The organism is Micromonospora sp. H33 (genome assembly GCF_052068455.1).
Taxonomy (GTDB): domain Bacteria; phylum Actinomycetota; class Actinomycetes; order Mycobacteriales; family Micromonosporaceae; genus Micromonospora.
This window is the reverse complement of record NZ_JBQHDE010000001.1, coordinates 671,511-697,979: the sequence shown is the minus strand read 5'-3', so window position 1 is coordinate 697,979 and position 26,469 is coordinate 671,511. Positions and strand designations below refer to the sequence as shown.

Here is a 26,469-nt window from a genome sequence, read left to right as displayed (position 1 = left end):
CCAGGCGTTAACAAGGGGCCCTTCCTTGCACCTCAGGCGCGGCGGAGCCGGTCGAGGATCCAGGCGTTGATGAACGCCTCCTCGCGCCAGGCGTCGTACCGGCCGCTCGGGCCCCCGTGACCGGCGCCCATCTCGGTCTTGAGCAGGTAGTCGCCCTGTGGGGCGGTGGCCCGCAGCCGGGCGATCCACTTCGCCGGCTCGTGGTAGAGCACCCGCGTGTCGTTGAGGCTGGTCACCGCGAGGATCGCCGGGTAGTCCACGGCCCGCACGTTCTCGTACGGCGTGTAGGACTTCATGTACGCGTACACCTCGGGGTCGTCGAGCGGATTGCCCCACTCCTCCCACTCGGTGACGGTCAACGGCAGCGACGGGTCGAGGATCGAGGTGAGCGCGTCCACGAAGGGCACCTGCGCGACGATCCCGGTGAACGCGTCCGGGGCCAGGTTCGCCACCGCGCCCATCAGCAGGCCGCCGGCCGAGGCGCCCCGGGCGACCAGCCGGTCGCCGGCCGTCCAGCCGGCCTTGACCAGGTGCCGGGCGCAGGCCACGAAGTCGGTGAAGGTGTTCTTCTTGGCGAGCAGCTTGCCCTGGTCGTACCAGCGCCGGCCCAGCTCACCGCCGCCGCGGATGTGCGCCACGGCGAAGACGACACCCCGGTCCAGCAGGGACAGTCGGGCCACCGAGAACCAGGGGTCCATGCTGGCCTCGTACGAGCCGTACCCGTAGATGACGCACGGCGCGGAGCCGTCGCGCGGCGTGCCGGCCCGGCAGACCAGCGAGATCGGCACCCGGGTGCCGTCGTCGGCGAGCGCCCAGTCGCGGTGCTGCTCGTAGGCCGCCGGGTCGTACGGCCGCCCGTCCGGCCCGGGGAGCACCGGCTTCTGCCGGCGCAGCACCATCTGGCGGGTGACCAGGTCGTAGTCGTACACCGAGTCCGGGGTGACCAGCGACGTGTAGCCCAGCCGGACCTGCCGGGTGCGGTATTCCGGGTTGCTGCCCAGACCGACGCTGTACAGCGGCTCGGGGAACTCGATGTCGTACGGGTCGCCGCCGCCGATCGGCAGCACCCGCAACCCGGTCAGCCCGTTCGTCCGCAGCGTGACGACCAGGTGGTTCTCGAACGCGTCGACCGCCTCCAGGCGGGTGCCCGGCGAGTGCTCGATGAGCGGCACCCAGTCGCCCGGGGCGTCCGCCGAGGTGTACGCGAGCGCGAAGTCCTCCGCGCCGTCGTTGTGCAGGATCAGGAACCGGTGCCCGTGGTGCTCGACGGTGTACTCCACGCCCTGCCGCCGGGGCGCCACGGAGGCCGGCGTGCCGGTCGGGTTGCCGGCGGGGATGACCAGCACCTCGCTGGTCACCTTGCTGTGGATGTCGATGAGGACGAACTTCTCCGAGCGGGTCAGCTCGACGCCCACCCAGAACCGCTCGTCGTCCTCCTGGTGGACCACCACGTCCTCGCTCGACGGGGTGCCCAGCGTGTGCCGCCAGACCCGGTTCGGCCGCCACGCGTCGTCCACCGTCAGGTAGAACAGCACCGAGGCGTCGGCGGACCAGGCGGTGCCGTAGAAGGTGTCCGGCACCTCGTCGGGGAGCAGCTCACCGGTGCTCAGGTCCTTGACCCGCAGCGTGAAGCGCTCGTCGCCGGAGAAGTCCGTCGAGTACGCCAGCCACCGCCCGTCCGGGCTCACGTCGAACGCCCCGAGCGCGAAGAAGTCGTGCCCCTCGGCGAGGAGGTTGCCGTCGAGCAGCACCTCCTCGCCGTCCAGCGGCGCGCCGTCGAGGCTGGTCGGCGGGTCGGTCTCGCCGTCGCGGACCGCCCGGCGGCAGTGCACGCCGTACTGCTGGCCCTCGACCGTGCGGGTGTAGTACCAGTACCCGCCCTTCCGGGCGGGCACCGACAGGTCCGTCTCCTGCGTCCGGCGGCGGGTCTCCTCGAACAGCTGCCCGCGCAGGTCGGCCAGGTGGGCCGTCCGCTTCTCGGTGTACGCGTTCTCGGCGGTCAGGTAGGCGATCGTCTCCGGATCGTCCTTGACGGCGAGCCAGGCGTACTCGTCGACGACGGTGTCGCCGTGGTGGGTGCGTTCGGTCGGCACCCGCTTGGCGACGGGCACGGGCGACGGCTCCAGGTCGCGGCGCGGCGACAGACGCGCCGAGCTGGAGTTGTCGGAAGTCTCGGTGGTCACGGCGCCACGTTACCGGCCGGACACCCGGTCACCCCGTCGTGCGACATGCCTTCCGCAACTTTCGAACATGTGTACGATGACCGGCATGGCGGCAGCAGCGAGTTCCACGGATCGACCCGGAGCCCTCGACATCACCCGGCGGCTGACGGAGATCTGCGGGCCGCCCTTCGCCCGGCTCGCGGGCCCGGCGGACGAGGTGGCCGGCCGTCCGGCCCGCTGGGTCGCCGTCCCGGGCGGGCCGCGCGCCGCGGCCGAGGTGCTCCGGCTGGCGGCCCGGCACGACCTGACCGTGGTCCCGCGCGGGGCCGGCACGAAGATCGACTGGGGTGCCGCCCCCGACCGGGTCGACATCATGCTCGACACCGGCCGGCTCGCCGGCATCGGGCACGAGCCGGTGGGCGCTTCGACCGCCGAGATCGGTGGCGGCACCCCGATGCGCGCCGTCCAGGCCACCCTGGAGCGCACCGGCCAGCGGCTCGCCCTGGACGCGCCGTCCCCCGGCGCCACGCTCGGCGGGGTCCTGGCCGCCGGCGAGGCCGGTCCGCTGCGGCACCGCCACGGCACCGCGTGCGACCAGCTCGTGTCCCTGCGGTACCTGGACGCCGACGGTGAGCTGGTCGGTGCCGGTGGCGGCGCCGAGGGGCTGGAGCTGGCCCGCCTGCTCTGCGGCTCGCAGGGCGCGCTCGGCGTGCTGGTCTCCGCCACCCTCCGGGTGCACGCCGTGCCGGCGAGCCGGATCTGGGTCACCCGACCGGTGTGGACACCCCTGGAGGTGCACGACCTGGTGCGTACGGTGCTCGCCGCCCGCCTCGACCCGGCGGCCGTCGAGCTGGACCTCCCGGCCGGCGCGGGATCCCGGCCGCGGCAGGGGGGCCGGGCCGAGTCGATGGCACGCCACCCGTCGATGACGGGGCGTGCCGCGACCGGCCCGGCCCGGGCGGGCACCCTGGTGGTCCTCCTCGAGGGCGGGCCGGCCGACGTCGCCGAGCGCGCCGACCGGATGGTGTCGCTGCTCGACGGCGGTGCCACGGCGAGTCACGCCGCGCCGGAGTGGTGGCGGCGCTACCCGTTCGGCCCGGGCGACACGGCGCTCCGCCTGGAGGTCCCGATCACCGACCTGCACGCGGCCGTGTACGCGCTGCGCGACGCCGCCGGCACGCCCGTCCCGGTCCGCGGCTCCGCCGGGCTCGGCGTGGTGAACGCGGCCCTGCCCGGGGCGATGCCCGCCGAGCGGGTGGCGTCGATCCTCGCCGCGGTCCGCGGGGTCCTGCTCGCGCGGCAGGGGCGGTGCGTGGTGGTCTCCGCCCCGGAGCCGGTGCGGCGGGCCGTCGACCTGTGGGGCGAGCTGGCCGGGCTGGCCCGGCTCCGCGCCGCCAAGGAACACCTCGACCCGCACCACCGCCTGGCCCCGGGCCGCCTCCCCGGCGGCCTCTGACCGCCCGGCGCGCCTGCGCGGCTCGGCCCCGTGCGCCCGCTCGGCGCCGGTCAGGTGGCGTCGTTGCGGAGGACCAGGATGGCGATGTCGTCGCGGGGGGTCTCGGGGGAGAAGCCGATCGCGGTCGAGCGCAGGCGGGCGGCCACCACGTCGGCCGAGTACCCGGCCAGCGGGGCAGCTGCCTCGCGGAGACGGTCGACCCCGAACAGCTCCCGGCCGCGCCGCCGTTCGGTGACCCCGTCGGTGTAGAAGATCAGCGAGTCGCCCGGGTCGAGCGAGATCTCCGCCGTCGGTGAGGCGATCGAGTCGAGCAGGCCGAGCGCCGTGCCGCCGGTGCCGACGAACCGGGCACCGCCGGAGGACGGCACGAGCACCGGCCGGTCGTGGCCCGCGAGGTGCAGCGACACGTCGAGCTGGTCGCCGTCGCCCGGCCCGACCGCCGCCAGGGCCAGGGTGCAGTACCGGCCGCTGCCCCGCTCCACCAGCGTCTCGTTGAGCCGCGCCAGCGCCTCGGGCAGCGGCTTGCCGTCGCCGACCAGCGTGCGGATCACGTCCCGGACCAGGCCGGTGACCGCGGCCGCCTGCACGCCCTTGCCGGAGACGTCGCCGATGACCACCAGCCAGCGCCCGTCCGGCAGCGGCAGCACGTCGTAGAAGTCACCGCCGACCTCGGCGTCGTCCCCGGTCGGGACGTACTCGGCGGCGAAGCCGATGCCCTCGACCACCGGGAGCACGGGTGGCAGCAGGGACTGCTGGAGGGTCTGGGCGACCCGGCGGCGCTCGGCGTGGATCCGGGCGTTCTCGATCGCCAGCGCGGCCCGGCGGGCCACGTCCTCCAGGACGGCCACCTCGTCCGGGTCATGGCGGTGCCGCTGGTGCCGGCCGACGGCGAGGGTGCCGAGCCGCTGGCCGCGCGCGATCAGCGGGACGGCGAAACCCTCCATCGGCGCGCCCAGCGGCAGCTGGGTGCCGTTGCGGGACGCCTCGCGCAGGCGGGCCTGGATCGACTCCGGCCCGGTCTCGCGGAGCACCGCGTGCAGCTGCGGCAGCACCGACTCGTCGGCGTGGCTCGCCGCCGCCAGGCGCAGCCGGCCCCACTCGTCGGTGGTGTGCACCGCGCACCACTGACCCAGCCGGGGCACCACGAGCTGCGGGACGAGCGCCATCGTCAACTCGACGTCGAGGGACTGGGCGAGCAGCTCGCTCGCCTCGGCGAGGAAGGTCAGCCAGGCCTGCCGCCGGACGTCGGCGCGGCGCAGCCGGTCGTTCTCCAGGTGCAGCGAGAGCCGCTCGGCCATCAGCGCCGCCAGCGGCACGGCGTACGCGGACGGCGCCGCGTCCAGCTCCAGCTCGCCGGCGTACGGCCGGTGCACGGTGAGCGGCACCCGGAGCAGTTCGTGGCTCGCCCGGGGTTGCCGACCGTAGCGCGCCAGCACCTGCGGGCCCTGTCCGTCGCCCCGGTCCAGCCGGACCACGCCGCCGGCCGCGCCGACCATCTCGGCGACCCGGGTCAGCAGGCTGGTCGCGAAATCCGGGAGCGGATCCTCGGCGTACGGGTCGGGGGTGGTCTGCATCAGCTCGCTCATCGCCGCGGCGCTCGGTGCGGAGCTGTCACCGGCCGAGAGGTCACCCCCGGCGGACGGCGCGTTCGGCACGACCCGGGCGGCCCCGGGCGGCGTGGCGCCGGCCTCGGCCGGGCGGTCGAGGCGGAACCAGACACCCTTGCCGGTGGGCAGGTACGTGGTGCCCCAGCGGCTGGCGAAGTGGTCGACCAGCAGCAGACCCCGCCCGCGTTCGGAGATCTCGCTGATGTCGCTGCTCTCGTTGCGCACCCCGACGGTCAGCTCATCCACCGGACCGCCGGCGAAGTCCGACACGGTCACGGTGAGCCCGAACGGGTCGGCGACGACCTCGACGTCAAGCTCGGTGCGGGCGTGCTCGACGGCGTTGGTGGACAGCTCGGTGGTGAGCAGCAGCGCCTCGTTGGTCAGCTCCTCCAGGCTTGCCTCGGCGAGCACGGACCGGACGAGGGCCCGCGCGGCGGCGGGCGTACGCCGGTCGGCGGGGAGCCGGACCCGCCGGACGTGCTCGTCCCGCCCGCCGGTCTCCTCGGGCCCTGCCTCCGCTGACACCCCCGTATCCTCCATCGCCGCCCCCGCGGGTGCCAAGCAGACCTGGCGGACCGATCACCGCTGGCGGTGATCCGGGATGGCACCAGATGTCCGATCCGATCCGCAATGACCGACGCGCCGGGCCTGGCGCAGATCGGGTCACGGGCACAATATGGGATGGCCGACCTGTCGCCCCCGACGTGAGCGAGGAATGATGACCACGGCGAAACAGCCGGTGGCGGATCCGTCCGCGCCGGACCACGAGGCGGTCCTCGTCGAGCTGACCGAGGCGCTGCGGCGAGTCCGCCGCGGTGATCTCAAGGTCCGGCTGCCCCGCCGCGCGGGCCGCGCGGGTGAGGTGGCGGACGCCTTCAACGAGGTGGTCTCGCTCCAGGAACGGCAGTACCACGACCTGCGACGGATCAGCCGGATCGTCGGCCGGGACGGCCGGCTCACCGAGCGCCTGGACGACGAGGGCCTGGACGGCTCCTGGGCCGAGGGACAGCGCGCGGTCAACTCGCTCATCGACGACCTCGGTCGCCCCACCACCGAGATCGCCCGGGTCATCGTGGCGGTCGCCGAGGGCGACCTCTCACAGCACATGGCCCTGGAGATCGACGGCCGGCCGCTGCGTGGCGAGTACCTGCGCATCGGCCGCACGGTGAACACGATGGTCGACCAGCTGTCGTCGTTCGCGGACGAGGTCACCCGGGTGGCCCGGGAGGTGGGCACCGAGGGCAAGCTCGGCGGCCAGGCCGACGTCCGGGGCGTCGCCGGCACGTGGAAGGACCTCACCGACTCGGTGAACACCATGGCGTCGAACCTGACCGGCCAGGTGCGGTCGATCTCCCAGATGGCGACGGCGGTGGCGAAGGGTGACCTGTCGCAGAAGATCACCGTGGGGGCGCGGGGCGAGGTCGCCGAGCTGGCCGACACGATGAACTCGCTGACCGACACCCTGCGACTCTTCGCCGAGCAGGTGACCCGGGTGGCCCGGGAGGTGGGCACGGAAGGCAAGCTCGGCGGCCAGGCCGAGGTGCCGAACGTGGCCGGCACCTGGAAGGACCTCACCGACAGCGTCAACTCGATGGCGTCGAACCTGACGTCGCAGGTCCGCAACATCGCCCAGGTCTCCACCGCGGTGGCCCGGGGCGACCTCTCGCAGAAGATCACCGTCGCGGCCCAGGGCGAGATCCTGGAGCTGAAGGACACCGTGAACACGATGGTGGACCAGCTGTCGTCGTTCGCCGACGAGGTGACGCGGGTGGCGCGCGAGGTCGGTATCGAGGGCAAGCTGGGTGGTCAGGCCCAGGTCCGGGGCGTCTCCGGCACGTGGCGGGACCTCACCGAGAACGTCAACCAGCTCGCCGGCAACCTCACCAGCCAGGTCCGCAACATCTCCCAGGTCTCGACCGCCGTGGCGAAGGGTGACCTGAGCCAGAAGATCACCGTGGACGCGCAGGGCGAGATCCTGGAGCTGAAGAACACGGTCAACACGATGGTCGACCAGCTCAGCTCGTTCGCCGACGAGGTCACGCGGGTGGCGCGCGAGGTGGGCACCGAGGGCAAGCTGGGTGGTCAGGCTCAGGTCAAGGGCGTCTCCGGTACGTGGCGGGACCTGACCGACAACGTGAACTCGATGGCGTCGAACCTGACGTCGCAGGTCCGCAACATCGCCTCGGTGACGACGGCGGTGGCGAAGGGTGACCTGAGCCAGAAGATCACCGTCGACGCCCGGGGCGAGATCCTGGAGCTGAAGTCGACGGTCAACACGATGGTCGACCAGCTCAGCTCGTTCGCCGACGAGGTGACCCGGGTGGCCCGCGAGGTGGGCACCGAGGGCAAGCTGGGCGGTCAGGCCCAGGTGCGCGGCGTCGCCGGCACCTGGCGGGACCTGACCGACAACGTGAACTCGATGGCGTCCAACCTGACGTCGCAGGTCCGCAACATCGCCCAGGTCTCGACCGCCGTCGCCAAGGGTGACCTCAGCCAGAAGATCACCGTGGACGCGCAGGGCGAGATACTGGAGCTGAAGAACACCGTGAACACGATGGTGGACCAGCTGTCGTCGTTCGCCGACGAGGTGACGCGGGTGGCCCGTGAGGTGGGCACCGAGGGCAAGCTGGGTGGTCAGGCCCAGGTCAAGGGCGTCTCCGGTACGTGGCGGGACCTGACCGACAACGTGAACTCGATGGCGTCGAACTTGACGTCGCAGGTCCGCAACATCGCCTCGGTGACGACGGCGGTGGCGAAGGGCGACCTGGGCCAGAAGATCACGGTGGACGCGCAGGGCGAGATCCTGGAGCTGAAGAACACGGTCAACACGATGGTCGACCAGCTGTCGTCATTCGCCGACGAGGTCACCCGGGTGGCCCGCGAGGTCGGCATCGAGGGCATGCTCGGCGGCCAGGCCCAGGTCAAGGGCGTCTCGGGCACCTGGCGGGACCTCACCGAGAACGTCAACCAGCTCGCCTCGACGCTGACCACCCAGCTGCGCGCCATCGCCCAGGTCTCCACCTCGGTGACCCGGGGCGACCTGACCCAGCGGATCGCGGTCGAGGCGCAGGGCGAGGTCGCCGAGCTGAAGGACAACATCAACCAGATGATCGTCACCCTCCGGGAGACGACCAAGAAGAACGCCGAGCAGGGCTGGCTGGACTCCAACCTGGCCCGCATCGGCGGTCTGCTCCAGGGTCAGCGCGACCTCGGCGAGGTCTGCCGGATGATCATGATGGAGGTGACGCCGCTGGTCGACTCGCAGCTCGGCGCGTTCTTCCTCGTCGACCACTCCGAGGGGAGCGTCCGGCTGCGGCTCGCCGCCTCGTACGGCTACGTGGCGCGCGGGCACGACGTCACCTTCGGCCCCGGTGAGGGGCTCGTCGGGCAGACCGCGCTCTCCCGCCGCACGATCCGGGTCAGCGCGGCTCCCGACAACCGGCTCACGCTGCGCTCCGGGCTCGCCGACACGCCGCCGGCCGACCTGGTCGTGCTGCCGGTGCTCTTCGAGGGCGAGCTGCTCGGCGTGATCGAGTTCGCCAGTGTGAAGGCGTTCTCCGAGCTGCACCTGTCGTTCCTGGAGCGGCTGGTGGGGACCATCGGCGTGGCGGTCAACACCATCCAGGCGAACCGGCGTACGGAGGAGCTGCTCGCCCAGTCGCAGCGGCTCGCCCACGAGCTCCAGGAGCAGTCGGCCGAACTCCAGCGCACCAACGCCGAGCTGGAGGAGAAGGCCACCCTGCTGTCGGAGCAGAAGGGCAACATCGAGACCAAGAACCGGGAGATCGAGCTGGCCCGGCTGGGCCTGGAGGAGAAGGCGCAGCAACTCACCCGGGCATCGGCGTACAAGTCGGAGTTCCTGGCCAACATGAGCCACGAGCTGCGTACGCCGTTGAACTCCCTGCTGCTGCTGGCCCGGCTGCTCGCCGAGAACTCGGAGAAGAACCTCACCCCGAAGCAGACCGAGTTCGCCCGGACGATCCACAGCGCCGGCTCCGACCTGCTCTCGCTGATCGACGACATCCTCGACCTGTCCAAGATCGAGGCGGGTCGGATGGACGTCGAGCCGACCGCGATCCGGTTCGCCGAGATCCGCAACTACGTCGAGCAGGCGTTCGCGCCGCAGGCCGAGGAGAAGGGTCTGGACTTCGAGGTCCGGGTCGGCGAGGGACTGCCGGAGGCGATCGTCACCGACACCCAGCGGTTGCAGCAGATCCTCCGCAACCTGCTCTCCAACGCGGTGAAGTTCACCGACACCGGCGCGGTGCGGCTCGAGATCGCTCCCGCGCCGGAGAACGCGGTGTTCGACGTACCGGCGCTGACCAACGCCCGGCAGGTGATCGCGTTCACCGTGGCGGACACCGGCATCGGCATCTCCGACGACAAGCTGTCGATCATCTTCGAGGCGTTCCAGCAGGCCGACGGCACCACCAGCCGCCGGTACGGCGGCACTGGCCTGGGCCTGTCGATCAGCCGGGACCTGGCCCGGCTGCTGGGCGGCGCGATCAGCGTGTCGTCGGTGCCCGGGCAGGGCTCGACGTTCACCCTCTTCGTACCCGATGTGCTGGCCCCGGACGCGGTCGTGGCGCCGGCGCCGCCCTCGCCCTCGCGGGCCGGCCTCCCGTCGTCGCTGCTCATGCCGCCGGTGGAGCTGCTGCCGGAGGCGTCGGAGGCGCCGGCCACGCGCCAGCTGGAGGGCGCGACGGTGCTGATCGTGGACGACGACGTGCGGAACGTCTTCGCCCTGACCAGCGCACTGGAGTTGCACGGTATGACCGTGTTGTACTCGGACAACGGGGTGGACGGCGTCCGCCTCCTGGCCGAGCACCCCGAGGTGGACATCGTGCTGATGGATGCCATGATGCCCGACCAGGACGGATACGAGACGACGCGACAGATCCGGCGCAACCACCGGTTCGCCGATCTGCCCATCGTCTTCCTGACCGCCAAGGCGATGCCTGGTGACCGGGAGTCGGCTCTGGCCGCCGGGGGTAGTGACTACATCACCAAGCCGGTCGACTTGGACGAGCTGATCGAGCTCATGTCGTCCTGGATCAGCGGCAGCCGGAACGAGGAGAGTTCGTGACCCAGATGGCGAAGGCACTCCTGGTGGACGACCGCCGGGAGAACCTGATGGCCCTGGAGGCGATCCTCCAGGGGCTGCCGGTGCAGTCGGTGGCGGTGGAGAGCGGCGAGGCGGCCCTGAAGCAGCTCCTCGTCGACGACTTCGCGGTGATCCTCCTCGATGCCCAGATGCCCGACATGGACGGCTTCGAGACGGCCAGCCACATCAAGCGGCGCGAGCGCACGCGGCACGTCCCGATCATCTTCCTCACCGCCGCCGACCGGGACGCCCAGTTGGCGCTGCGCGGGTACGCGGTCGGCGCGGTGGACTACCTCACCAAGCCGTTCGACCCGTGGGTGCTGCGTGCCAAGGTCTCGGTGTTCGTGGAGCTCTGGGTGAAGACGCGGCAGCTCGCGGCGCAGTCCGACCTGGTCCGGGAGCGGGACACGCAGTGGCGGCTGCTGACCGACGCGGTGGACGAGGCGACCGCCCTGCTGCGCGGCGAGGCGGACCCGGAGGCGGTGGCCCGCGCGATCGACCTGCTGGAGCAGGCCCGCTGGGGCAACACCGACTGACCAACCGCCCGACGCCCGACCACCGATGATCCACGCACTTTCACGGAAAGAGTGGCCTCCCGAGCCGGAATGGCCACTCTTTCCGTGAAAGAGCGCGCTGCGGGGCGCGCGGGGGCGGGTGGTGCGTCAGCTGGTGGGGGCGTCGTTGCGGATCATCAGGGCGCTGCGGAGGCCCGTGATGTCCAGGACGCGGAGCAGGAAGTCGCCCACGTTCGTCAGGACCAGGAGGCTCTGGGCGTGACTGGCCTTGCGGCTGAGCACGACCAGCGTGCCCAGGCCCTGCGAGTCGCAGAAGGTGACGCCGCCCAGGTCGAGCACGATCCGCGGCGGCGGGTCGGTCAGCACCTCGTTGACGATGGTCGAGAGCTGGGCGGCCGTGAGCATGTCGATCTCACCGGCGAGGCGCAGGACAGCGTCGTCACCCGACCGGTGCAGCGTGACGGACAGTTCGGCACGATCCACCCGGTCACCCTATCGCGATCTCGACGCACCGGCCTCTCGAGGCGGAGCGGGCCCGACGACCGGCGGCGGGGGACGACCGGCCCGGGTGAGACTGGTAACGCCCGGTACGGGGTGCCTGCCGATCCGGCCTCCGACGCTGACACAATGGCGGCATCGTGACCGATCTGTTTCCCGCCGGATCCGGCCGCTACCCGGCCGACGCACCGGCCTCCGAGGCCCTGTTCGACCGCGCCCGTGCCATCGTGCCGGGCGGGGTGAACTCCCCTGTGCGCGCCTTCCGGGCGGTCGGCGGCACCCCGCGCTTCATGGTCCGGGGGGAGGGGCCCTGGCTGTACGACGCCGACGGGCGGCGCTACGTCGACCTGGTCTGCTCCTGGGGGCCGTTGGTCCTCGGGCACGCCCACCCGGCCGTGGTCGAGGCGCTGCGCGAGGCCGCCGCCCTCGGCACCAGCTTCGGCACCCCCACCCCGGGCGAGGTGGAGCTGGCGGCGGAGATCGTCGACCGCACCCCGGTCGAGCAGGTGCGTCTGGTCAACTCGGGCACCGAGGCCACCATGTCGGCGATTCGGCTGGCCCGCGGCTACACCGGGCGCTCCAAGATCATCAAGTTCGCCGGCTGCTACCACGGTCACTCCGACGCGCTGCTCGCCGCCGCCGGGTCCGGCGTCGCCACGTTCGGCCTGCCCGACTCGCCCGGCGTGACCGGTGCGGCGGCCGGCGACACGATCGTCCTGCCGTACAACGACCTCACCGCCGTGGAGGCGGCCTTCGCCGCCGAGGGGCCGCACATCGCCGCGGTCATCACCGAGGCCGCCGCCGGCAACATGGGCGTGGTCGCCCCGCGCGACAACTTCAACCAGCGGCTCGCCGCGATCGCCCACGCCCACGGCGCGCTGCTCATCGTCGACGAGGTGATGACCGGGTTCCGGGTCTCCCGCTCCGGGTGGCACGGCCTCGACGCCTCCGACGCCGACCTGTGGACGTACGGGAAGGTCATGGGTGGCGGCCTGCCCGCCGCGGCCTTCGGCGGGCGCACGGAGGTCATGGAGCGGCTCGCCCCGGCCGGGCCGGTCTACCAGGCCGGCACGCTCTCCGGTAACCCCCTCGCGTGCGCCGCCGGCCTCGCCACCCTCCGGCTCGCCGACGACGCGCTCTACCGCAGGCTGGACGACACGGCCGCCGTCGTGGGCAAGCTGGCGGGCGACGCGCTGGCCGCCGCCGGGGTCCCGCACCGGCTGTCGTACGCGGGCAACATGTTCTCGATCTTCTTCACCGACGCCGACGTGGTCGACTACGACAGCGCGCGCACCCAGCAGGTGCCGGCGTTCAAGGCGTTCTTCCACGCGATGCTCGCGGCCGGGGTCTACCTGCCGCCGAGCGCGTTCGAGTCGTGGTTCGTGTCGGCGGCGATCGACGACGCCGCCCTGGAGCAGATCGCCGCGGCGCTGCCGCCGGCGGCGGCCGCGGCGGCAGCGGCGGGTCACGGGGGGTGACGCGGTGAGCAAGACGGTGGTGCACGTGCTGCGACACGGCGAGGTGTACAACCCCGAGGGCATCCTCTACGGGCGGCTGCCGGGGTTCCGCCTGTCCGAGCTGGGCGTGCAGATGGCGAAGGCCGCCGCGCAGGGGCTCGCCGAGCGGGAGGTCGTGCACGTGGTGGCCAGCCCGCTGGAGCGCGCCCAGCAGACCGCCGAGCCGATCGCCGCGCAGTTCGGGCTGCCGGTCGGCGTGGACGAGCGGCTGATCGAGAGCGCCAACTGGTTCGAGGGCAAGAAGGTCTCCCCGGGTGACGGGTCGTTCCGCGACCCGCGCAACTGGTGGGTGCTGCGCGACCCGGTGACGCCGAGCTGGGGTGAGGCGTACCAGGCCATCGCCGAGCGCATGTTCGCCGCCCTGCACGCCGCGCGGGTCGCCGCCGAGGGACGGGAGGCGGTCCTCGTCTCCCACCAGCTGCCCATCTGGACCCTGCGCCGGTACGTCGAGCGCAAGCGCCTGTGGCACGACCCGCGCCGGCGGCAGTGCGGGCTGGCCAGCCTCACCTCGTTCCACTTCGACGGCGCCAAGGTGGTCGGCATCGGCTACTCCGAGCCGGCCGCGCACCTGATCGCGATGTCGCCGACCGCCCGGACGGCCAAGGGGGCCTGATGAAAGCCCGGAGGTGGACCGCCGGCCTGCTCGCCGCCGTCGCCACGGCGGCGCTCGCCGCCTGCTCGCCGTCCGGCGCGGAGGAGGCCTGCGACAACCGGGACGGGATCATCGAGTGCGCCCCGGACCAGCGCTCCGCCGCCCCGAAGCTCGCCGGTGAGCTGCTCGGCGGCGGCAGCTACGACGTCGCGCGCGACCGCGGCCAGGTCGTGGTGGTCAACTTCTGGGGTTCCTGGTGCGCGCCCTGCCGGGCCGAGGCCGACGACCTGGAGGCGACCTACCAGGCCACCAAGGGCTCGGGTGTGACGTTCCTCGGCATCAACATCCAGGACCAGCGGGACAAGGCGAAGGCGTTCGAGGAGGGCCGGGTGACGTACCCGAGCCTGTTCGACCCGCCGAGCCGGCTGGCGCTCGCGCTGGACATCCCGCCGAACACCATCCCGGCCACCGTCGTGCTCGACCGGGAGGGCCGGATCGCCGCCGTGATCCGGGCCGCCGTCAAGCAGGACGGCCTTCAGCCCATCGTCGAGCGGATCGCCGCGGAGTCGCCCGCGCCGACCGGCCAGCGCTGATGGGCGAGACGTTCCGCGAGCTCGCGCAGTCCGGTCCGCTGCTGCTCGCCATCGGCGCGGCGGCCCTGGCCGGTCTGGTGAGCTTCCTGTCCCCGTGCGTCCTCCCGCTGATGCCGGGCTACCTGTCGTACGTCACCGGCCTGGCCGGCGCCGACCTCGAAGGCCAGGGTGCAAGGAAGGGCCCCCTCTTAACGCCTGAGGTAGAAAAAGGGTCCCTTCCTAACACCTCCCCTGCGGGGGGCGTCGCGGTACGGGAGCGGACCGAGCGGACGGCCACGGCGGCCGTCAAGGGCCGGGTGCTCGCCGGCACGCTGCTCTTCATCGCCGGCTTCACCGCCGTCTTCACCGCCACCGCGATCCTGTTCGCCACGGTCGGCAAGGTCTTCTTCCAGTACGAGCGCACGCTGGAGATCGTCGTCGGCGCGCTGATCGTCGTCCTCGGGCTGAGCTACGTGGGGCTGCTGCCCGGGTTGCAGCGCGAGTTCCGCATCCGGAAGCTGCCGTCCGCCGGGCTGCTCGGTGCGCCCGTGCTCGGCGCGGTGTTCGCGCTCAGTTGGGTGCCCTGCACGGGACCGACGCTCGGCGCGGTGCTCGGGATGGCCGCCGTCGAGGGCCAGACCGACCGGGCCGTCGTCCTGGCCGTGGCGTACTGCCTCGGGCTGGGGGTGCCGTTCGTCGTCTTCGGGCTGGGCTTCCAGCGCCTGCTCGGGGTCTTCCGCGCCGTACGGCGCAACAGCCGGTGGGTCACCCGGGTCGGCGGGGTGCTGCTGGTCCTGATCGGCCTCGCTCTCGTGACCGGTGGCTGGACCAACTTCGTGAGCTGGTTGCAGGCCACCGTCGGTGCCGGTGAGGTGAGCATCTGATGACCGTCGTGGACGATCGGCCGGCCCCGCCGGCCGAGGCGCCCCGGCGCCGCCCCAACCCGGTTCTCGCGCTGGTGCGCAACTCGTGGCGGCAGCTCACCAGCATGCGTACGGCGCTGGTGCTGCTCTTCCTGCTCGCGGTCGCGGCGATCCCCGGCTCGGTCCTCCCGCAGCGCGGCGTCAACCCGGAGGACGTAGGGGACTACTTCACCGCCCACCCGGACCTGGCCCCGGTGCTCGACCGGCTCGGCGCGTTCGAGGCGTTCGGCTCGGTCTGGTTCTCAGCGATCTACCTGCTGCTGTTCACGTCGTTGATCGGCTGCATCACGCCCCGGCTCCGCGACCACGTCCGGGCCCTGCGGGCGGCTCCGCCGCCCGTCCCGAAGCGGCTCGACCGGCTGCCCCAGCACGCGGTCCTCGCCGCCCCGGCCGGCGGTGCCGCCGCGATCGCCGAGTCGCTGCGCCGCCGTCGCTGGCGGGTGGTGGTCCGCGGCGACGAGGTCTCCGCCGAGAAGGGCTACCTCAAGGAGACCGGCAACCTGCTCTTCCACACCTCGATGATGGTCGTGCTGGTCGGCGTCGCGCTCGGCTCGTGGTACGGCTGGAGCGGCAACCGCCTCCTGGTCGCGGGTGCGGAGAACGCGTTCTGCAACACCCAGCAGCAGTACGCCGAGACGAAGTTCGGCCCCCGCGTGGGCAGCGCCGACCTGCCTGGCTTCTGCATGCGGCTCGACGACTTCGAGGCGCGTTTCCTGGAGTCCAACGGCCAGCCCGAGTTCTTCAAGGCCACCGTCACCGAATTCGACGAGTCGGGCGCGTACCGTCAGCAGGCGGACTTCTCGGTCAACTCGCCGCTGCGCCTCGACGGCGCGAACGTCTACCTGCTCGGCCACGGCTACGCGCCGGTGGTCCGCTACACCGACCGTTTCGGCCGCAGCCAGACCAGCACGACCCCGTTCCTCGCCATGCAGGACGTCGGGATCACCGGCGAGGGCGTGGCGACCTTCCCGGACGCCAACGTCGACCCGGCCACCGGCAAGCGGGACCCGGACCTCCAGATGGCGTTCTCTGGCCTGTACCTGCCGACCGCGCCGCGGGAGGGGCCGTTCGTCCGATCCGAGTTCCCGACCGAGCGCAACCCCCTGCTGAACCTCGTCGCGTACCGCGGCAACCTGGGTCTGGACGCCGGCATCCCCGGCTCGGTCTACGAGCTGGACGAGCGGCAGGTGCGTTCGGGCAAGGTCAAGGAGGTCGGCGCCAAGCTGCTCAAGGTCGGCGAGACCTGGACGCTGGACGACGGCAGCCGGCTGGAGTTCCTGGGGACCGAGCCGTACATCGTGCTGTCGGTGCGGTACGACCCCGGCTCGGCGCTGCTGCTGGTCAGCTCCGGCACGCTGCTGCTCGGCCTGATGGGCTCGCTCTTCGGCCGCCGGCGGCGGGTCTTCTTCCGGGTGCTGCCGGCGGGCGCGGCGCCGGCCGGCGACCCCGCCAATGGATCTCCGACGGGCGGTAGTAGTTTGGTCGAGGCCGGTGGGTTGCCGCGCACCGACCATCCCGGGTTCGCCGACGAGTTCGCGCAGCTCGTGGCCGCTGTCAGCGGCGACGGGACGCGGGACGAGCGGGCCGGTGCCGGTCCCGACGACCGGGCCGGGGCGCGAGAAGGAGCCGAGTGATGTCCGCACTCTCCGACCAGCTGGTGACGTTCGCGATCCTGGCGTACCTGGTCGCGATGATCAGCCACGCCGTCGAGTACGCGCTCGGCAACGCCCGTACCCGCGCCGCCGCGCCCGCCCGCGAGCTGGTCGGCGCGGGCGTGGGAGCGCCCGGCGACGTGGTCGCGAAGGTTCCGGCGACCGGCGGTACGACGGTGGCCGAGCGGACCACCGCGCGGGCCCGGCTGGCCGGCCGGGTCGCCGTCGGCGCCACCGCCGTGGCCGCCCTGCTGCACCTGGGCGCGCTGGTCACCCGCGGTCTCGCCGCCGACCGGATGCCCTGGGGCAACATGTACGAGTTCGTGCTGACGGTCTCGTTCATCGGGGCCGCCGGCTGGCTCGCCGTGCTGTGGAAGCGCCCGTCGCTGCGCCGCCTCGGGCTGTTCCTGACGCTGGTCATGGTGCTGCTGGTGGCCACCGCCGAGCTGGTGCTCTACACGCCGATCGTCCCGCTGGTGCCGGCGCTCAACTCGTACTGGTTCGTCATCCACGTCTCGACGATCGTGTTCAGCTCCGGGCTCTTCCTGCTCGGCGTGGTGCCGGCGGTCGCGTACCTGATGCGGGCCGGCTGGGAGCAGGGCCGGCGCAGCTTCCCGTACACCCTCGCCAAGCGGATGCCGGCGGCGGCGGCCCTGGAGCGGCTGACCTTCGTGCTGCACGCGTTCTCGTTCCCGATCTTCACCTTCGCGGTGATCGCCGGGGCGATCTGGGCCGAGGCGGCCTGGGGGCGGCCGTGGGGCTGGGACCCGAAGGAGACCTGGGCGTTCATCTCCTGGGTCGTGTACGCGGGCTACCTGCACGCCCGGGCCACGCCGAGCGTGAAGCGGAACGTCGCGACCTGGCTGGCCGTGCTCGGCTTCCTGACCGTGCTGATGAACCTGTTCGGCGTGAACATCTTCTTCGAGGGCCTGCACTCGTACGCCGGCATCGACTGAGCCCGGTCCGCTCGCGTCAGTCCGAACGCCGAAGGCGGAACCGGGCGGCCGCGGCCACCAGGCCGAGCACGACCGGAACGACGACGGCGACCGGCAGCGAGCCCGCTGCCGTCAGGGTGCGCTTTCCGGCGACCGTCAGGTGCAGCGGCTGGCTCACCACCAGCGGGCCGGTGCCCGCAGTGGAGGTGCCGTTGGGCATGACCACGACGTAGATGTCGAAGGTGCCGGTGTTGACGGCCTGGAACTCCCAGGACAGCGACCTGCTGCCGCCCGCCGCCACCGGCGCCACCTCCCGCGTCACGTCCGCCGACCAGTCCTCGAGGTCGACGTAGACGCCCTGCAGACTCGCGACGTTGAGGTGCGCCACCAGCGGGTCCGTCGGTGCGCCGGCCGAGTTGACCACACGGGACTCCACCGTCAACCGCTCGCCCACGACGGTGCTGAGCCGATCCTGGTCCAACACGATCTCCACGACGCCGGGCAGTGCCGGCGGCGCGGCTGCTGCCGAAGCGGCCAGGCCGAGGGAAGCCGTCAGCGCCGTCAGCAGCGCGGCGAGCGCGAACCTCGTCTTCATTCTCCGCTCACCCCTCCATGCAGGCGGACGATCCGGGTGCTGGCGACGACCAGAACGCCCCCGGCCAGGACAGCGGTGCAGAGCGGGGACAGCAGGTAGGACAGATCCCGCGTCCAGGCGTGCCCGGTGACGAGCACCGCCGTCAGGTAGTGCAGCGCCGCGTCGACCGGGTTGATCCGGACCAGAACTTCCCCGAACCAGCCCTTCGGCGCGCCGCCGGGCAACTGGGTCGGCGCGAAGAGCGCCAACAGCAGGAACAGGCTCACGGCGAGACTGACCTTGTTGGAACCCGACAGGGCGCTGATCAGCAGACCCAGCGCGGCGAGAGCGACCGCCAGCAGCGTGCCGACGAGCAGGCCCAGCAGCAGCGCCAGCCCGACGAGGGACACCCCGCGACCGAGCACCCACAGATACGGCACGCTCACGACGAAGGTCGCGAGCCAGAGTGACAGTGCCGCAGCCATCTTCCCGATGACGATGGCGCGGCGGGAAACGGGCGTGAGCAGCAGGCTCTCCAGCGTTCCCCGCTCCCGCTCCCCGCTGATCGCGTCGGCGCCGACGACGAGCGTGACGAGAACGCCGACCGCCACCGCGACCTGCAGGGTGAGGTTGACGGCCTCCCGCTGTTCGAGGAAGTTGAGCACCTGGTTGGTTCCGGCAAGGTAGGTCATGACGCTCAGGACGACGCTGAACGCGAAGAGCAGTCCGGGCCCGCGTCCGCTCAACCACAGGTCGCGGCACTCCTGTTCGGCGACGACACGCCAACCCGCACCATCGCCGGGGACCACCGAGCCCGCGTCGGCTTCGGCGTTCCGGACGCGCCCACGGAGTTCCGTGCTCATCGGGCACATTCCCCCGTCATCGCGAGGAACGCGTCGCTGAGCCGTGCGCCTTCGACCTCGAAGGCGAGGACCGGCACGCCGGCGCTCAGCACCGCCTGGAGAGGTCGGTTCATTCCCGCGTCCGAGGTGACCGGCTTTCCCTCCACGGACATCCGGAGGATGTCGGGGCGTTCGTCCATGGGCTCCACCGTCAGGCCGGCGACGCCGGCGAGCGCTTCCCGGGCACGGTCGGTCAGCTCGACCGGCACGCGCATCTGCGCGTACCGCAGCGTGACGACGGCCCGCGTGACGTCACCGACGGTGCCGGCGGCGACGATGACTCCCTTGTGGAGAATCAGCACGCTCGTGCAGACCTCCTCGACCTCGGGGAGGGCGTGGGTGCTGAGGACCACGGTGACTCCTCTCCGTACCGCGATCTCCCGGACGATCGCCAGCACCTGGCGCTGCCCGGCGGGGTCGAGCCCGAGCGTCGGTTCGTCGAGGAAGACGACAGCGGGATCGTTGACCAGCGCCCGGGCGATACCCAGGCGCTGGCGCATGCCCCGGCTGTACGTCGAGATCCGGGACGAGGCGCGCTCGTTCAGGCCCACCTCCGTCAACAGCCGCGCGGCGGCGCGCGCGGCGTCCGGGCGGGACAGGCCGAACAGCCGCGCGTGATAGCGCAGGTACTCCATCCCGGTCTGGTGCCCCGGATAGCCGGTGCTCTCGGGCAGCACGCCGACCCGCCGTCGAATCTCACTCGGCCGGGTCCAGGGCACGCCGGCCACCGAGAACTCCCCGCTCGTCGGTGTGAGCACCGTGGTGAGCAGTCGGATGGCCGTCGTCTTACCCGCCCCGTTCGAGCCGAGGAGTCCCATGACCTCGCCCTGTCGTGCCGTGAAGCTCAACCCCTCGACGGCGGTATGGTCACCGAAACGCTTGGTGAGTCGCACGGCCTCGAGTTGCACGCTGCCCATCGGCGTATCCCTTTCCCCTGAGCGCGAGGGTGACCTGCGCGACCCGCGCGATCAGGACGTCATGGCGAACGTACGGGGGGTCGGCTGAATGCCGGCTGAACGTGAACGCAACCTGAGCACTCCACCGTCGGCGTTCAGCGGGCGGTAAGCCGGCGGGTGGCACACTCTGGTTGTGCGGATCCTCGTGGTCGAGGACGACAAACACCTCGCCCGATCAATCAAACGAGGATTGGAGGCCGAGGGGTTTGCGGTTGACGTCGTCCTCGACGGGGTTGACGGTCTCTGGCGGGCCACAGAGGGCGACTACGACGTCGTCGTCCTCGACATCATGCTTCCCGGCAAGAGCGGCTACCGGGTGTGTACCGAGTTGCGCGAGGCCGGAAACTGGACGCCGATAATCATGCTCACGGCGAAGGATGGCGAACTCGACGAGGCGGAGGCCCTCGACACGGGAGCCGACGACTACCTGTCCAAGCCGTTCTCCTACGTGGTCCTGGTCGCCCGTATCCGGGCGCTGCTGCGTCGGGGCTCGCGGGAGCGCCCCGCCACGCTGAACGTCGGCGATCTGCGGCTCGACCCGGCCGCTCATCGTGCCTGGCGGGGGGAGATGGAGGTGTCACTCACTCCTCGTCAGTTCGCCCTCCTCGAGTTCCTCATGCGACGCGCGGGCGAGGTGCTGTCCAAGGGCACCATCCTCGACCACGTGTGGGACTTCGCGTTCGACGGCGACCCCAACATCGTCGAGGTCTACATCCGGCACCTGCGCAAGAAGATCGACGAGCCGTTCGGGCGTAGCGCGATCCAGACCATCCGTCTCGTCGGCTACCGGCTGGACCCCGATGGCGGCTGATCGCAACTGGCGCCGCGTCCGCCTGACCACGGTGCGGGCCCGCACCACCATTGCCGCGACCATGGTGGTCGGTGCCGCTCTCGTGGTCACCGCCGTCAGCCTGGTCGTGTTCGTACGCGGTTCGCTCGTGGAGCGAGTCGATGCCATCGCGACGGTGCGTGCCCAGGATGTGGCGGCCCTGGCCCGCCAGGGGTCACTCCCCGCGGAGCTGGCTGTCGAGGCCAGCGATGACGGCAGCATCAGCCAGGTCGTGGACGGGTCCGGCCGGGTCGTCGCCGCCACCGCGGGGCTGCGTCGCGACCAGTCTCTCGCCCGGTTCCGTCCGTCCAGGCAAGGCCCGGAGGTCCGTACGGTCGACGGCCTCCCGCTCGGCGAGGGCGGCAGCTACCGGCTCATCGCGATGTCGACCGAGACGCCGGCCGGGCCGGTGATCGTCTACGTGGCGGCGAGTCTCTCCCCGGTCGATGACGCCACCGACGCTCTGCAGGGCGCCCTCGCCATCGGCGCTCCACTGCTGCTGGCCCTCGTCGCGTTCACCACCTGGATGGTCACGGGCCGCACCCTGCGGCCGGTGGACGCCATCCGGGTCGAGGTAGCCGACATCTCCGAACGGTCACTCGGCCGGCGCGTCTCCGTGCCACCGACCGACGACGAGATCAGTCGCCTCGCGGACACCATGAACATGATGCTGGACCGGTTGGACGCGGCCGCCGAGCGTCAACGCCGCTTCGTCGCGGACGCCTCGCACGAGCTGCAGACGCCGTTGGCCGCGGCGCGCACCGACCTGGAGGTCGCGCTCGCCCATCCGGAGAGCACCAGTTGGAACGACATCGCCGCCGACCTGCTCGTGGCGAACCGTCGCATGGAACGACTGGTGCGGGACCTGCTGTTCCTCGCGCGGGCGGACGCCGGCGCCCCGCGCACCGCGGCGCGTCCCGTCGACCTCGACGACATCGTGCTCGCCGAGGCGGCGCGGATTCGCGGCGGCGGCACGGTGCGGGTCGATACGAAAGCGGTCTCGGCGGCTGCCGTAGTCGGCCGTCCCGACGACCTGACGCGGGCGGTACGCAACGTGCTCGACAACGCCGAGCAACATGCTTCCGCCCTGGTCCACGTGGAGCTTTCCAGCGACGACCGCAGCGTCACGCTGGTCGTCCAGGACGATGGGCCGGGGATCACGCCCGAGGACCGCACGCGCATCTTCGAGCGATTCACGCGACTCGACGACGATCGGAGCCGTCGAACCGGTGGCACCGGTCTCGGGCTGGCCATCGCCATGGAGATCATCGAGGCGCACGGCGGGTCGATAGTGGTCGAGGACTCGGTACGCGGTGCGCGGTTCGTTATCCGCCTGCCCGCGTCCTGACCGACCGCCCTCCCGGTTCATCTCGCCGATCCGGGAATATCGGATGCGCCCTGAGCGGGCTAATTTCACCAGAACTTAGCCGCCAGCCACGAATCAGGTCATTGACAGTCGGGCGGCAACTCTGTTAGTGGTCGTTTAGGGCGCGTTAGACCATATTGGCGAGCGCTTGCCAAGTTTCCGCCACGGCTGGTGGAATGCGGAGAACGTGAAGAATTGTCGACTGGAACGGTTGTCAGGCGTATCCACGGCGTGAATCTGAGACCCCTGCGCGGCGCGGCGGAGGAGGCGCAGACCATCAGGCGCGGGGGGTGAGGAATTGGAGTTCCGGCTCTTGGGCGCTGTGGAGGCATGGGCGGGGGATCGGCAACTGGATCTCGGTCCACGCCAACAGAGACTTCTGCTGGCGGTGCTCGCGTTGCAGGTGAACCAGCTCGTGGCGGTCGACCGTCTGGTCGACCTGACGTGGCCCGAGTCGCCCCCGCAGACCGCCCGCCATGCGATCCATGTCCGCGTCTCCCAGCTGCGCACCATCCTGGCCATGGCCGGAGCGGATGCCGATGGCGTCAAGATCGCCACCTGTGGCCCCATGTACGCCCTGCGGGCCGACCCGATGTCCGTCGACGCGCACCGCTTCCGCGCACTCGTCGCCGCGGCGCGTGCCCAGCAGCACGACGAGGAGAGGTCCAGGCTGTTGCGGCATGCTCTCGACCTGTGGCGCGGAAGCCCATTGGCCGATGTGGCGACACCGCGCGTCGAAGAGTTGTCCCGGAGACTGCAGGAAGCGCGGTTGACGGCCCTCGAGGAGTGGCTGAGCGTGGAGTTGCGGCTCGGGCGGCACGACGAGGTCATCGACGAGGTCGGTGAGTCCGTCGTGCAGCACCCGTACCGCGAACGATTGCTCGCGCAGCTCATGCTGGCCCTGTATCGTGCCGGCCGCGCTCCCGAGGCGCTGGTGACTTACCGGCGTGCACGGAACCGGCTCGCCGACGAACTCGGGCTCGAGCCCGGGCCGGAGCTGCGGAAGTTGGAACGAGCCATCCTTCGCGGCGATCCTGCGCTCGACCTTCCGCCGGAGCACGCGACGTGAAGCCGGTCCGCCGGTCAGGTCAATGACCTGTCGGGAGGCCAGGCCCCGAGCCAGCGGAGCGCTGCAACCGCAGGTCGCCGAAGCGTGAGCGATTCGGTGTGCCGGCCGAAGCGCAGGTAGAGCGACGGCAGGACGAACAGGTTCAGCAGCGTTGAGGTGACCAGGCCACCCAGAATCACGACCGCCATCGGGTGTTCGATCTCGTGACCGGGAAGGTCGCCGTAGATGATCAGGGGAACGAGGGCGAGCCCGGCCGCCAACGAGGTCATGAGGATCGGCGAAAGCCGCTCCTTCGCGCCGCGAAGGACGAGAGCAGGGCCGAACTGTTCGCATTCCTCCCGTTCCAGATACTGGAAGTGATTGATCATCAGGATGCCGTTGCGCGCGGCGATGCCCAGCACGGTGAAGAATCCCACCAGCGAGCCGAGCGAGAGGATGCCGCCCCCGACGTACGCCGCCAGGACGCCGCCGACCAGAGCCATCGGCAGCGTGAGGAGAACGAGGAGCGCCAGCTTCCAGCTGTTGAAGGCGGTCGCCAGAAGGAAGAGGATCCCGATCACCGCGACGCCGGCGTAGAGCAGCAGCCGATCCTGGGCGCTGGTCGCCTCCTTGTACTCACCGAGCAGCTGCGGGTGGTAGCCGGGCGGGAAGGCCACGGTGGCGAGGCGGCGCTCGACCTCGGCCGCGACGTCGCCCAGCGCCTTGCCCGCGGCCACGTTGGCGCCCACGTTGATGTACCGCGACCCGTTCTCCCGAAGGATCTGGTTCGGTGTGGGGGCCGCCTTGACCTCGGCCAGCTCACCGATGGGGACCTTGCTCCCGTCCGCTGCGTCCATGAGCAGGTTGCGGACGCTCTCGATGCTGTATCGCGCCTGCGGCACACTCCACACGTGCACCTCGGTGTTCTTGCCGTTGCGCCAGATGTCGCCCGCCTCCTCGCTGGCGATGAAGGTGGCGGCCGTCCGGCGTACGTCGCCCGGCTTGATCCCGTACCGTGCCGCCTTGGCCAGGTCGACCTCGACCTGCACCTGAGGGATGTCGGTCTGCAGCGTCACGTGCTCCTCGATGATGCCGTCGATCCCCGCGATGAGGTCCTTGACCTCGTTGGCCTTGTCGCGGAGGACGCCGAGGTCGTCGCCGGAGATACGGACGATGATGGCGTCGCTGGAACCGGTGAGCACCTCCTTGGTGCGCTCCTTCAGGTACGTCTGCACGTCGCGCTGCAGCCCGGGGTAGCCGTCAACCACCCGCTGGACCTCGGCGACCGTCTTGTCGTAGTCGACGTTCGGGTCGATGCTGATCCAGTTCTCACCGAAGTTCATGCCGACGACCTCGTCCGAGAGGGTCCCCTGCCCGATGTGGGCGCCGAAGTTGCGGACCCCGGGGATCGCTCGGAGTTCCTTGCTGGCCTGAATGGCGATGCGGACGCTCTCCTCCCGGGACGCACCGGGCTGGAGCACCCAGTGCATCAGGAAGTCGCGCTCCTTGAACGCGGGGAACAGGTTCTGCCCGAGTTGCGGCACCACCAGGGCGCCGCCCGCCACGACGAGGATGACGGTCGCGTAGGCCAGGGCGGCACGAGGGATGATGCGCGCCAGCTGCGCCGTGTAGCCCCGCTGGAGCCAGCGCACCAGAGGTGACTCGCGTTGCTCGATCGACGACCTGGCCAGCAGCATCAGGGCGAGCGCCGGGACGACGGTCAGCGCGACCAGCAGGGAGGCCAGGATCGCCAGTCCGTAGGCGAATGCCATGGGCCGGAAGAACGAGCCGGTGAGCCCGGTGAGCATGAAGATCGGGATCGTGGAGACCAGGATGATCAGTGTGGCCTGGACGATCGGGCCCCGCACCTCCAGCGATGCCTCGAGAACGATGGAGGCGGTCGACTCGGTGCTGCCCGCCCGCCGACGCTCTCGGATGCGGCGCACGATGTTCTCGACGTCGATGATGGCGTCGTCGACGAGTACGCCGAGCGCGATCACGAGCCCAGCCAAGATCATCGTATTTATGGTGGCCCCGGTCCAGTGGAGCACCAGTCCCGCCGCGACGAGCGAGAGCGGGATCGAAATGGCGCTGATCAGCGCCACGCGCCATTCGAAGAGGAAGAGCACAAGAATCAGGACCACCAGGATGAACCCGATGACCATCGCCCGGCCGAGGTTGTCGATCGAGGTTTCGATGAAGGTGGCCGGACGGAAGATCTCGGTGTCGACCTGCAGGCCCTGCATACCCGGAGCGGAGTCCTTCAGTGCCGCCTCGACACCGCGGGTCACCTCGAGGGTGTTTCCCCAGGGCAGCTTCTCCACGATGAGCATGAGGCCCGGGCCGTCGTTGATGACCGCGTCGCCGATGAGCAGGGACGGCGGCATGATGTCGTCGGTGATGTAGGCGACGTCCCTGAGGTAGACCGGCTTGGCGCCCTTCGGCACCTCGATGGGAATCTCGGCCAGTTGCTGCCCGGTCAGGGCGGGCAGTTGGTGCTGCACCTGGAACCGGTGATTGGCGGTGTCGATGAACCCGCCGGTGCCGATCTCGAACCCGCCGCGGAACTTCAGCTGGCCCACGTCCACCGCGTCGCCGGCGGCCTCCATGACCTGGGCCAGCGTGACGTTGTGTTTCTTCATCAGCTCCGGGTCGACCAGGGCTTGCTTGACGTGCCAGCGGTCGCCCCAGATGCCGACGTTCGCCACCCCGGGCACCCGCATGATGCGGGGGCGCAACGTCCAGTAGGCCTGCAGCGCCATCTCGACGTGGGCGGCGTCGGACTTGTCCGCCTGGGAAATTCCGATCTTCATGACCCGGCTGGTCGACGACAGCGGTTGGATCATGAAGGGCGCATTGGCCCAGCGGGGTAGGCGCGGCGTGATGGCGGTGATCCGCTCCTGCACCAGCAGGCGCGCCTTCATGATGTCGGTTCCCGGCTTGAAGATCATCAGTATCGAGGAGAGCTGGGAGACCGACTTGGAGCGCATCACGTCCAGGCCCTCGATCCCGGCGAGCCCCTGCTCGAGCGGGACGGAGACGAGTTCCTCGACATCCTTGGCGGACAGCCCGATGCAGACCGTCTGGATCTCCACCCGGGGTGGCGCGAACTCCGGGAAGGCGTCGATCGGCATGTCGCGAATCTGCACGACGCCGAAGAACATCATCATCGAGGCCCCGACGACCACGAGGAATCGGAGCCTGAGGCTCGTTCCAATGATCCAACGCATCATGGCCAGGGTCCCTGTCCTCGTACCGACC

18 protein-coding genes and 1 pseudogene are annotated in these 26,469 nt (G+C 71.1%); 12 read left to right on the top strand and 7 right to left on the bottom strand.

The window, feature by feature from the left end; translation table 11 throughout:
• Nucleotides 1-32: 32 nt before the first annotated feature.
• Nucleotides 33-2,126, bottom strand: a complete 2,094-nt coding sequence (locus ACTMS0_RS03260; RefSeq protein ID WP_441153998.1) for a S9 family peptidase — start codon at nt 2,124-2,126, stop codon at nt 33-35.
• A gap of 142 nt (nt 2,127-2,268) precedes the next feature.
• Here ACTMS0_RS03260 and ACTMS0_RS03255 point away from each other — a divergent pair, with 142 nt between their 5' ends.
• Nucleotides 2,269-3,618 carry an FAD-binding oxidoreductase gene (locus ACTMS0_RS03255; RefSeq protein ID WP_441153564.1) on the top strand — a complete coding sequence of 450 codons (1,350 nt, stop codon included), beginning with the start codon at nt 2,269-2,271 and terminating at the stop codon, nt 3,616-3,618.
• Nucleotides 3,619-3,668: 50 nt separating this feature from the next.
• Here the strand turns inward: ACTMS0_RS03255 and ACTMS0_RS03250 are convergent.
• A pseudogene (locus ACTMS0_RS03250) lies at nt 3,669-5,798 on the bottom strand (SpoIIE family protein phosphatase); the annotation flags it as partial.
• 142 nt (nt 5,799-5,940) lie between these two features.
• On the opposite strand from ACTMS0_RS03250, the gene ACTMS0_RS03245 reads away from it, so the two are divergent.
• Nucleotides 5,941-10,311, top strand: a complete 4,371-nt coding sequence (locus ACTMS0_RS03245) for a HAMP domain-containing protein (protein WP_441153563.1) — start codon at nt 5,941-5,943, stop codon at nt 10,309-10,311.
• Nucleotides 10,308-10,865, top strand: coding sequence for a response regulator (locus ACTMS0_RS03240; protein ID WP_441153562.1), 558 nt, complete (start codon nt 10,308-10,310; stop codon nt 10,863-10,865). Before ACTMS0_RS03245 ends, ACTMS0_RS03240 begins: the two co-directional genes overlap by 4 nt.
• 126 nt (nt 10,866-10,991) lie before the next feature.
• On the opposite strand, the gene ACTMS0_RS03235 is transcribed toward ACTMS0_RS03240, so the two are convergent.
• On the bottom strand, nt 10,992-11,327 hold the full coding sequence (locus tag ACTMS0_RS03235; RefSeq protein WP_441153561.1) for an STAS domain-containing protein: 336 nt from the start codon (nt 11,325-11,327) through the stop codon (nt 10,992-10,994).
• Nucleotides 11,328-11,482: 155 nt separating this feature from the next.
• On the opposite strand from ACTMS0_RS03235, the gene hemL reads away from it, so the two are divergent.
• From hemL to ccsB, 6 genes are read left to right on the top strand one after another with little or no spacing between them, the layout of a single operon-like run.
• Nucleotides 11,483-12,820: a glutamate-1-semialdehyde 2,1-aminomutase gene (hemL, locus tag ACTMS0_RS03230; RefSeq protein ID WP_441153560.1), complete on the top strand. Its 1,338-nt coding sequence runs from the start codon at nt 11,483-11,485 to the stop codon at nt 12,818-12,820.
• A gap of 4 nt (nt 12,821-12,824) precedes the next feature.
• The gene (locus ACTMS0_RS03225; protein WP_441153559.1) at nt 12,825-13,472 is read left to right on the top strand and encodes a histidine phosphatase family protein; all 648 of its coding nucleotides are present in this window, start codon (nt 12,825-12,827) and stop codon (nt 13,470-13,472) included.
• The gene (locus ACTMS0_RS03220; RefSeq protein ID WP_441153558.1) at nt 13,472-14,044 is read left to right on the top strand and encodes a TlpA family protein disulfide reductase; all 573 of its coding nucleotides are present in this window, start codon (nt 13,472-13,474) and stop codon (nt 14,042-14,044) included. Before ACTMS0_RS03225 ends, ACTMS0_RS03220 begins: the two co-directional genes overlap by 1 nt.
• Complete coding sequence (locus tag ACTMS0_RS03215) at nt 14,044-14,907, top strand: cytochrome c biogenesis CcdA family protein (RefSeq protein ID WP_441153557.1); 864 nt, start codon at nt 14,044-14,046, stop codon at nt 14,905-14,907. The genes ACTMS0_RS03220 and ACTMS0_RS03215 overlap by 1 nt, the downstream gene beginning before the upstream one ends.
• Nucleotides 14,907-16,580 carry a cytochrome c biogenesis protein ResB gene (resB, locus tag ACTMS0_RS03210; RefSeq protein ID WP_441153556.1) on the top strand — a complete coding sequence of 558 codons (1,674 nt, stop codon included), beginning with the start codon at nt 14,907-14,909 and terminating at the stop codon, nt 16,578-16,580. The genes ACTMS0_RS03215 and resB overlap by 1 nt, the downstream gene beginning before the upstream one ends.
• Nucleotides 16,580-17,554 carry a c-type cytochrome biogenesis protein CcsB gene (gene ccsB, locus ACTMS0_RS03205; RefSeq protein ID WP_441153555.1) on the top strand — a complete coding sequence of 325 codons (975 nt, stop codon included), beginning with the start codon at nt 16,580-16,582 and terminating at the stop codon, nt 17,552-17,554. Before resB ends, ccsB begins: the two co-directional genes overlap by 1 nt.
• Before the next feature lie 16 nt (nt 17,555-17,570).
• On the opposite strand, the gene ACTMS0_RS03200 is transcribed toward ccsB, so the two are convergent.
• The 3 genes from ACTMS0_RS03200 to ACTMS0_RS03190 are packed head-to-tail and all read right to left on the bottom strand — an operon-like array spanning nt 17,571 to nt 19,926.
• On the bottom strand, nt 17,571-18,128 hold the full coding sequence (locus ACTMS0_RS03200) for a hypothetical protein (protein ID WP_441153554.1): 558 nt from the start codon (nt 18,126-18,128) through the stop codon (nt 17,571-17,573).
• Complete coding sequence (locus tag ACTMS0_RS03195; RefSeq protein WP_441153553.1) at nt 18,125-18,970, bottom strand: ABC transporter permease; 846 nt, start codon at nt 18,968-18,970, stop codon at nt 18,125-18,127. The genes ACTMS0_RS03200 and ACTMS0_RS03195 overlap by 4 nt, the downstream gene beginning before the upstream one ends.
• Complete coding sequence (locus ACTMS0_RS03190; RefSeq protein WP_441153552.1) at nt 18,967-19,926, bottom strand: ABC transporter ATP-binding protein; 960 nt, start codon at nt 19,924-19,926, stop codon at nt 18,967-18,969. The genes ACTMS0_RS03195 and ACTMS0_RS03190 overlap by 4 nt, the downstream gene beginning before the upstream one ends.
• Before the next feature lie 172 nt (nt 19,927-20,098).
• Between ACTMS0_RS03190 and ACTMS0_RS03185 the strand changes: the two genes are divergently transcribed.
• The 3 genes from ACTMS0_RS03185 (at nt 20,099) to ACTMS0_RS03175 (ending at nt 23,229) form a co-directional block, all read left to right on the top strand.
• A complete protein-coding gene (locus ACTMS0_RS03185; RefSeq protein ID WP_441153551.1) occupies nt 20,099-20,776 on the top strand; it encodes a response regulator transcription factor in 678 nt (225 codons plus the stop codon).
• Nucleotides 20,766-22,142, top strand: a complete 1,377-nt coding sequence (locus ACTMS0_RS03180; RefSeq protein ID WP_441153550.1) for a sensor histidine kinase — start codon at nt 20,766-20,768, stop codon at nt 22,140-22,142. Before ACTMS0_RS03185 ends, ACTMS0_RS03180 begins: the two co-directional genes overlap by 11 nt.
• Nucleotides 22,143-22,458: 316 nt before the next feature.
• On the top strand, nt 22,459-23,229 hold the full coding sequence (locus ACTMS0_RS03175) for an AfsR/SARP family transcriptional regulator (protein WP_441153549.1): 771 nt from the start codon (nt 22,459-22,461) through the stop codon (nt 23,227-23,229).
• Nucleotides 23,230-23,243: 14 nt separating this feature from the next.
• On the opposite strand, the gene ACTMS0_RS03170 is transcribed toward ACTMS0_RS03175, so the two are convergent.
• On the bottom strand, nt 23,244-26,438 hold the full coding sequence (locus ACTMS0_RS03170; protein WP_441153548.1) for an efflux RND transporter permease subunit: 3,195 nt from the start codon (nt 26,436-26,438) through the stop codon (nt 23,244-23,246).
• Between the last annotated feature and the right edge of the window lie 31 nt (nt 26,439-26,469).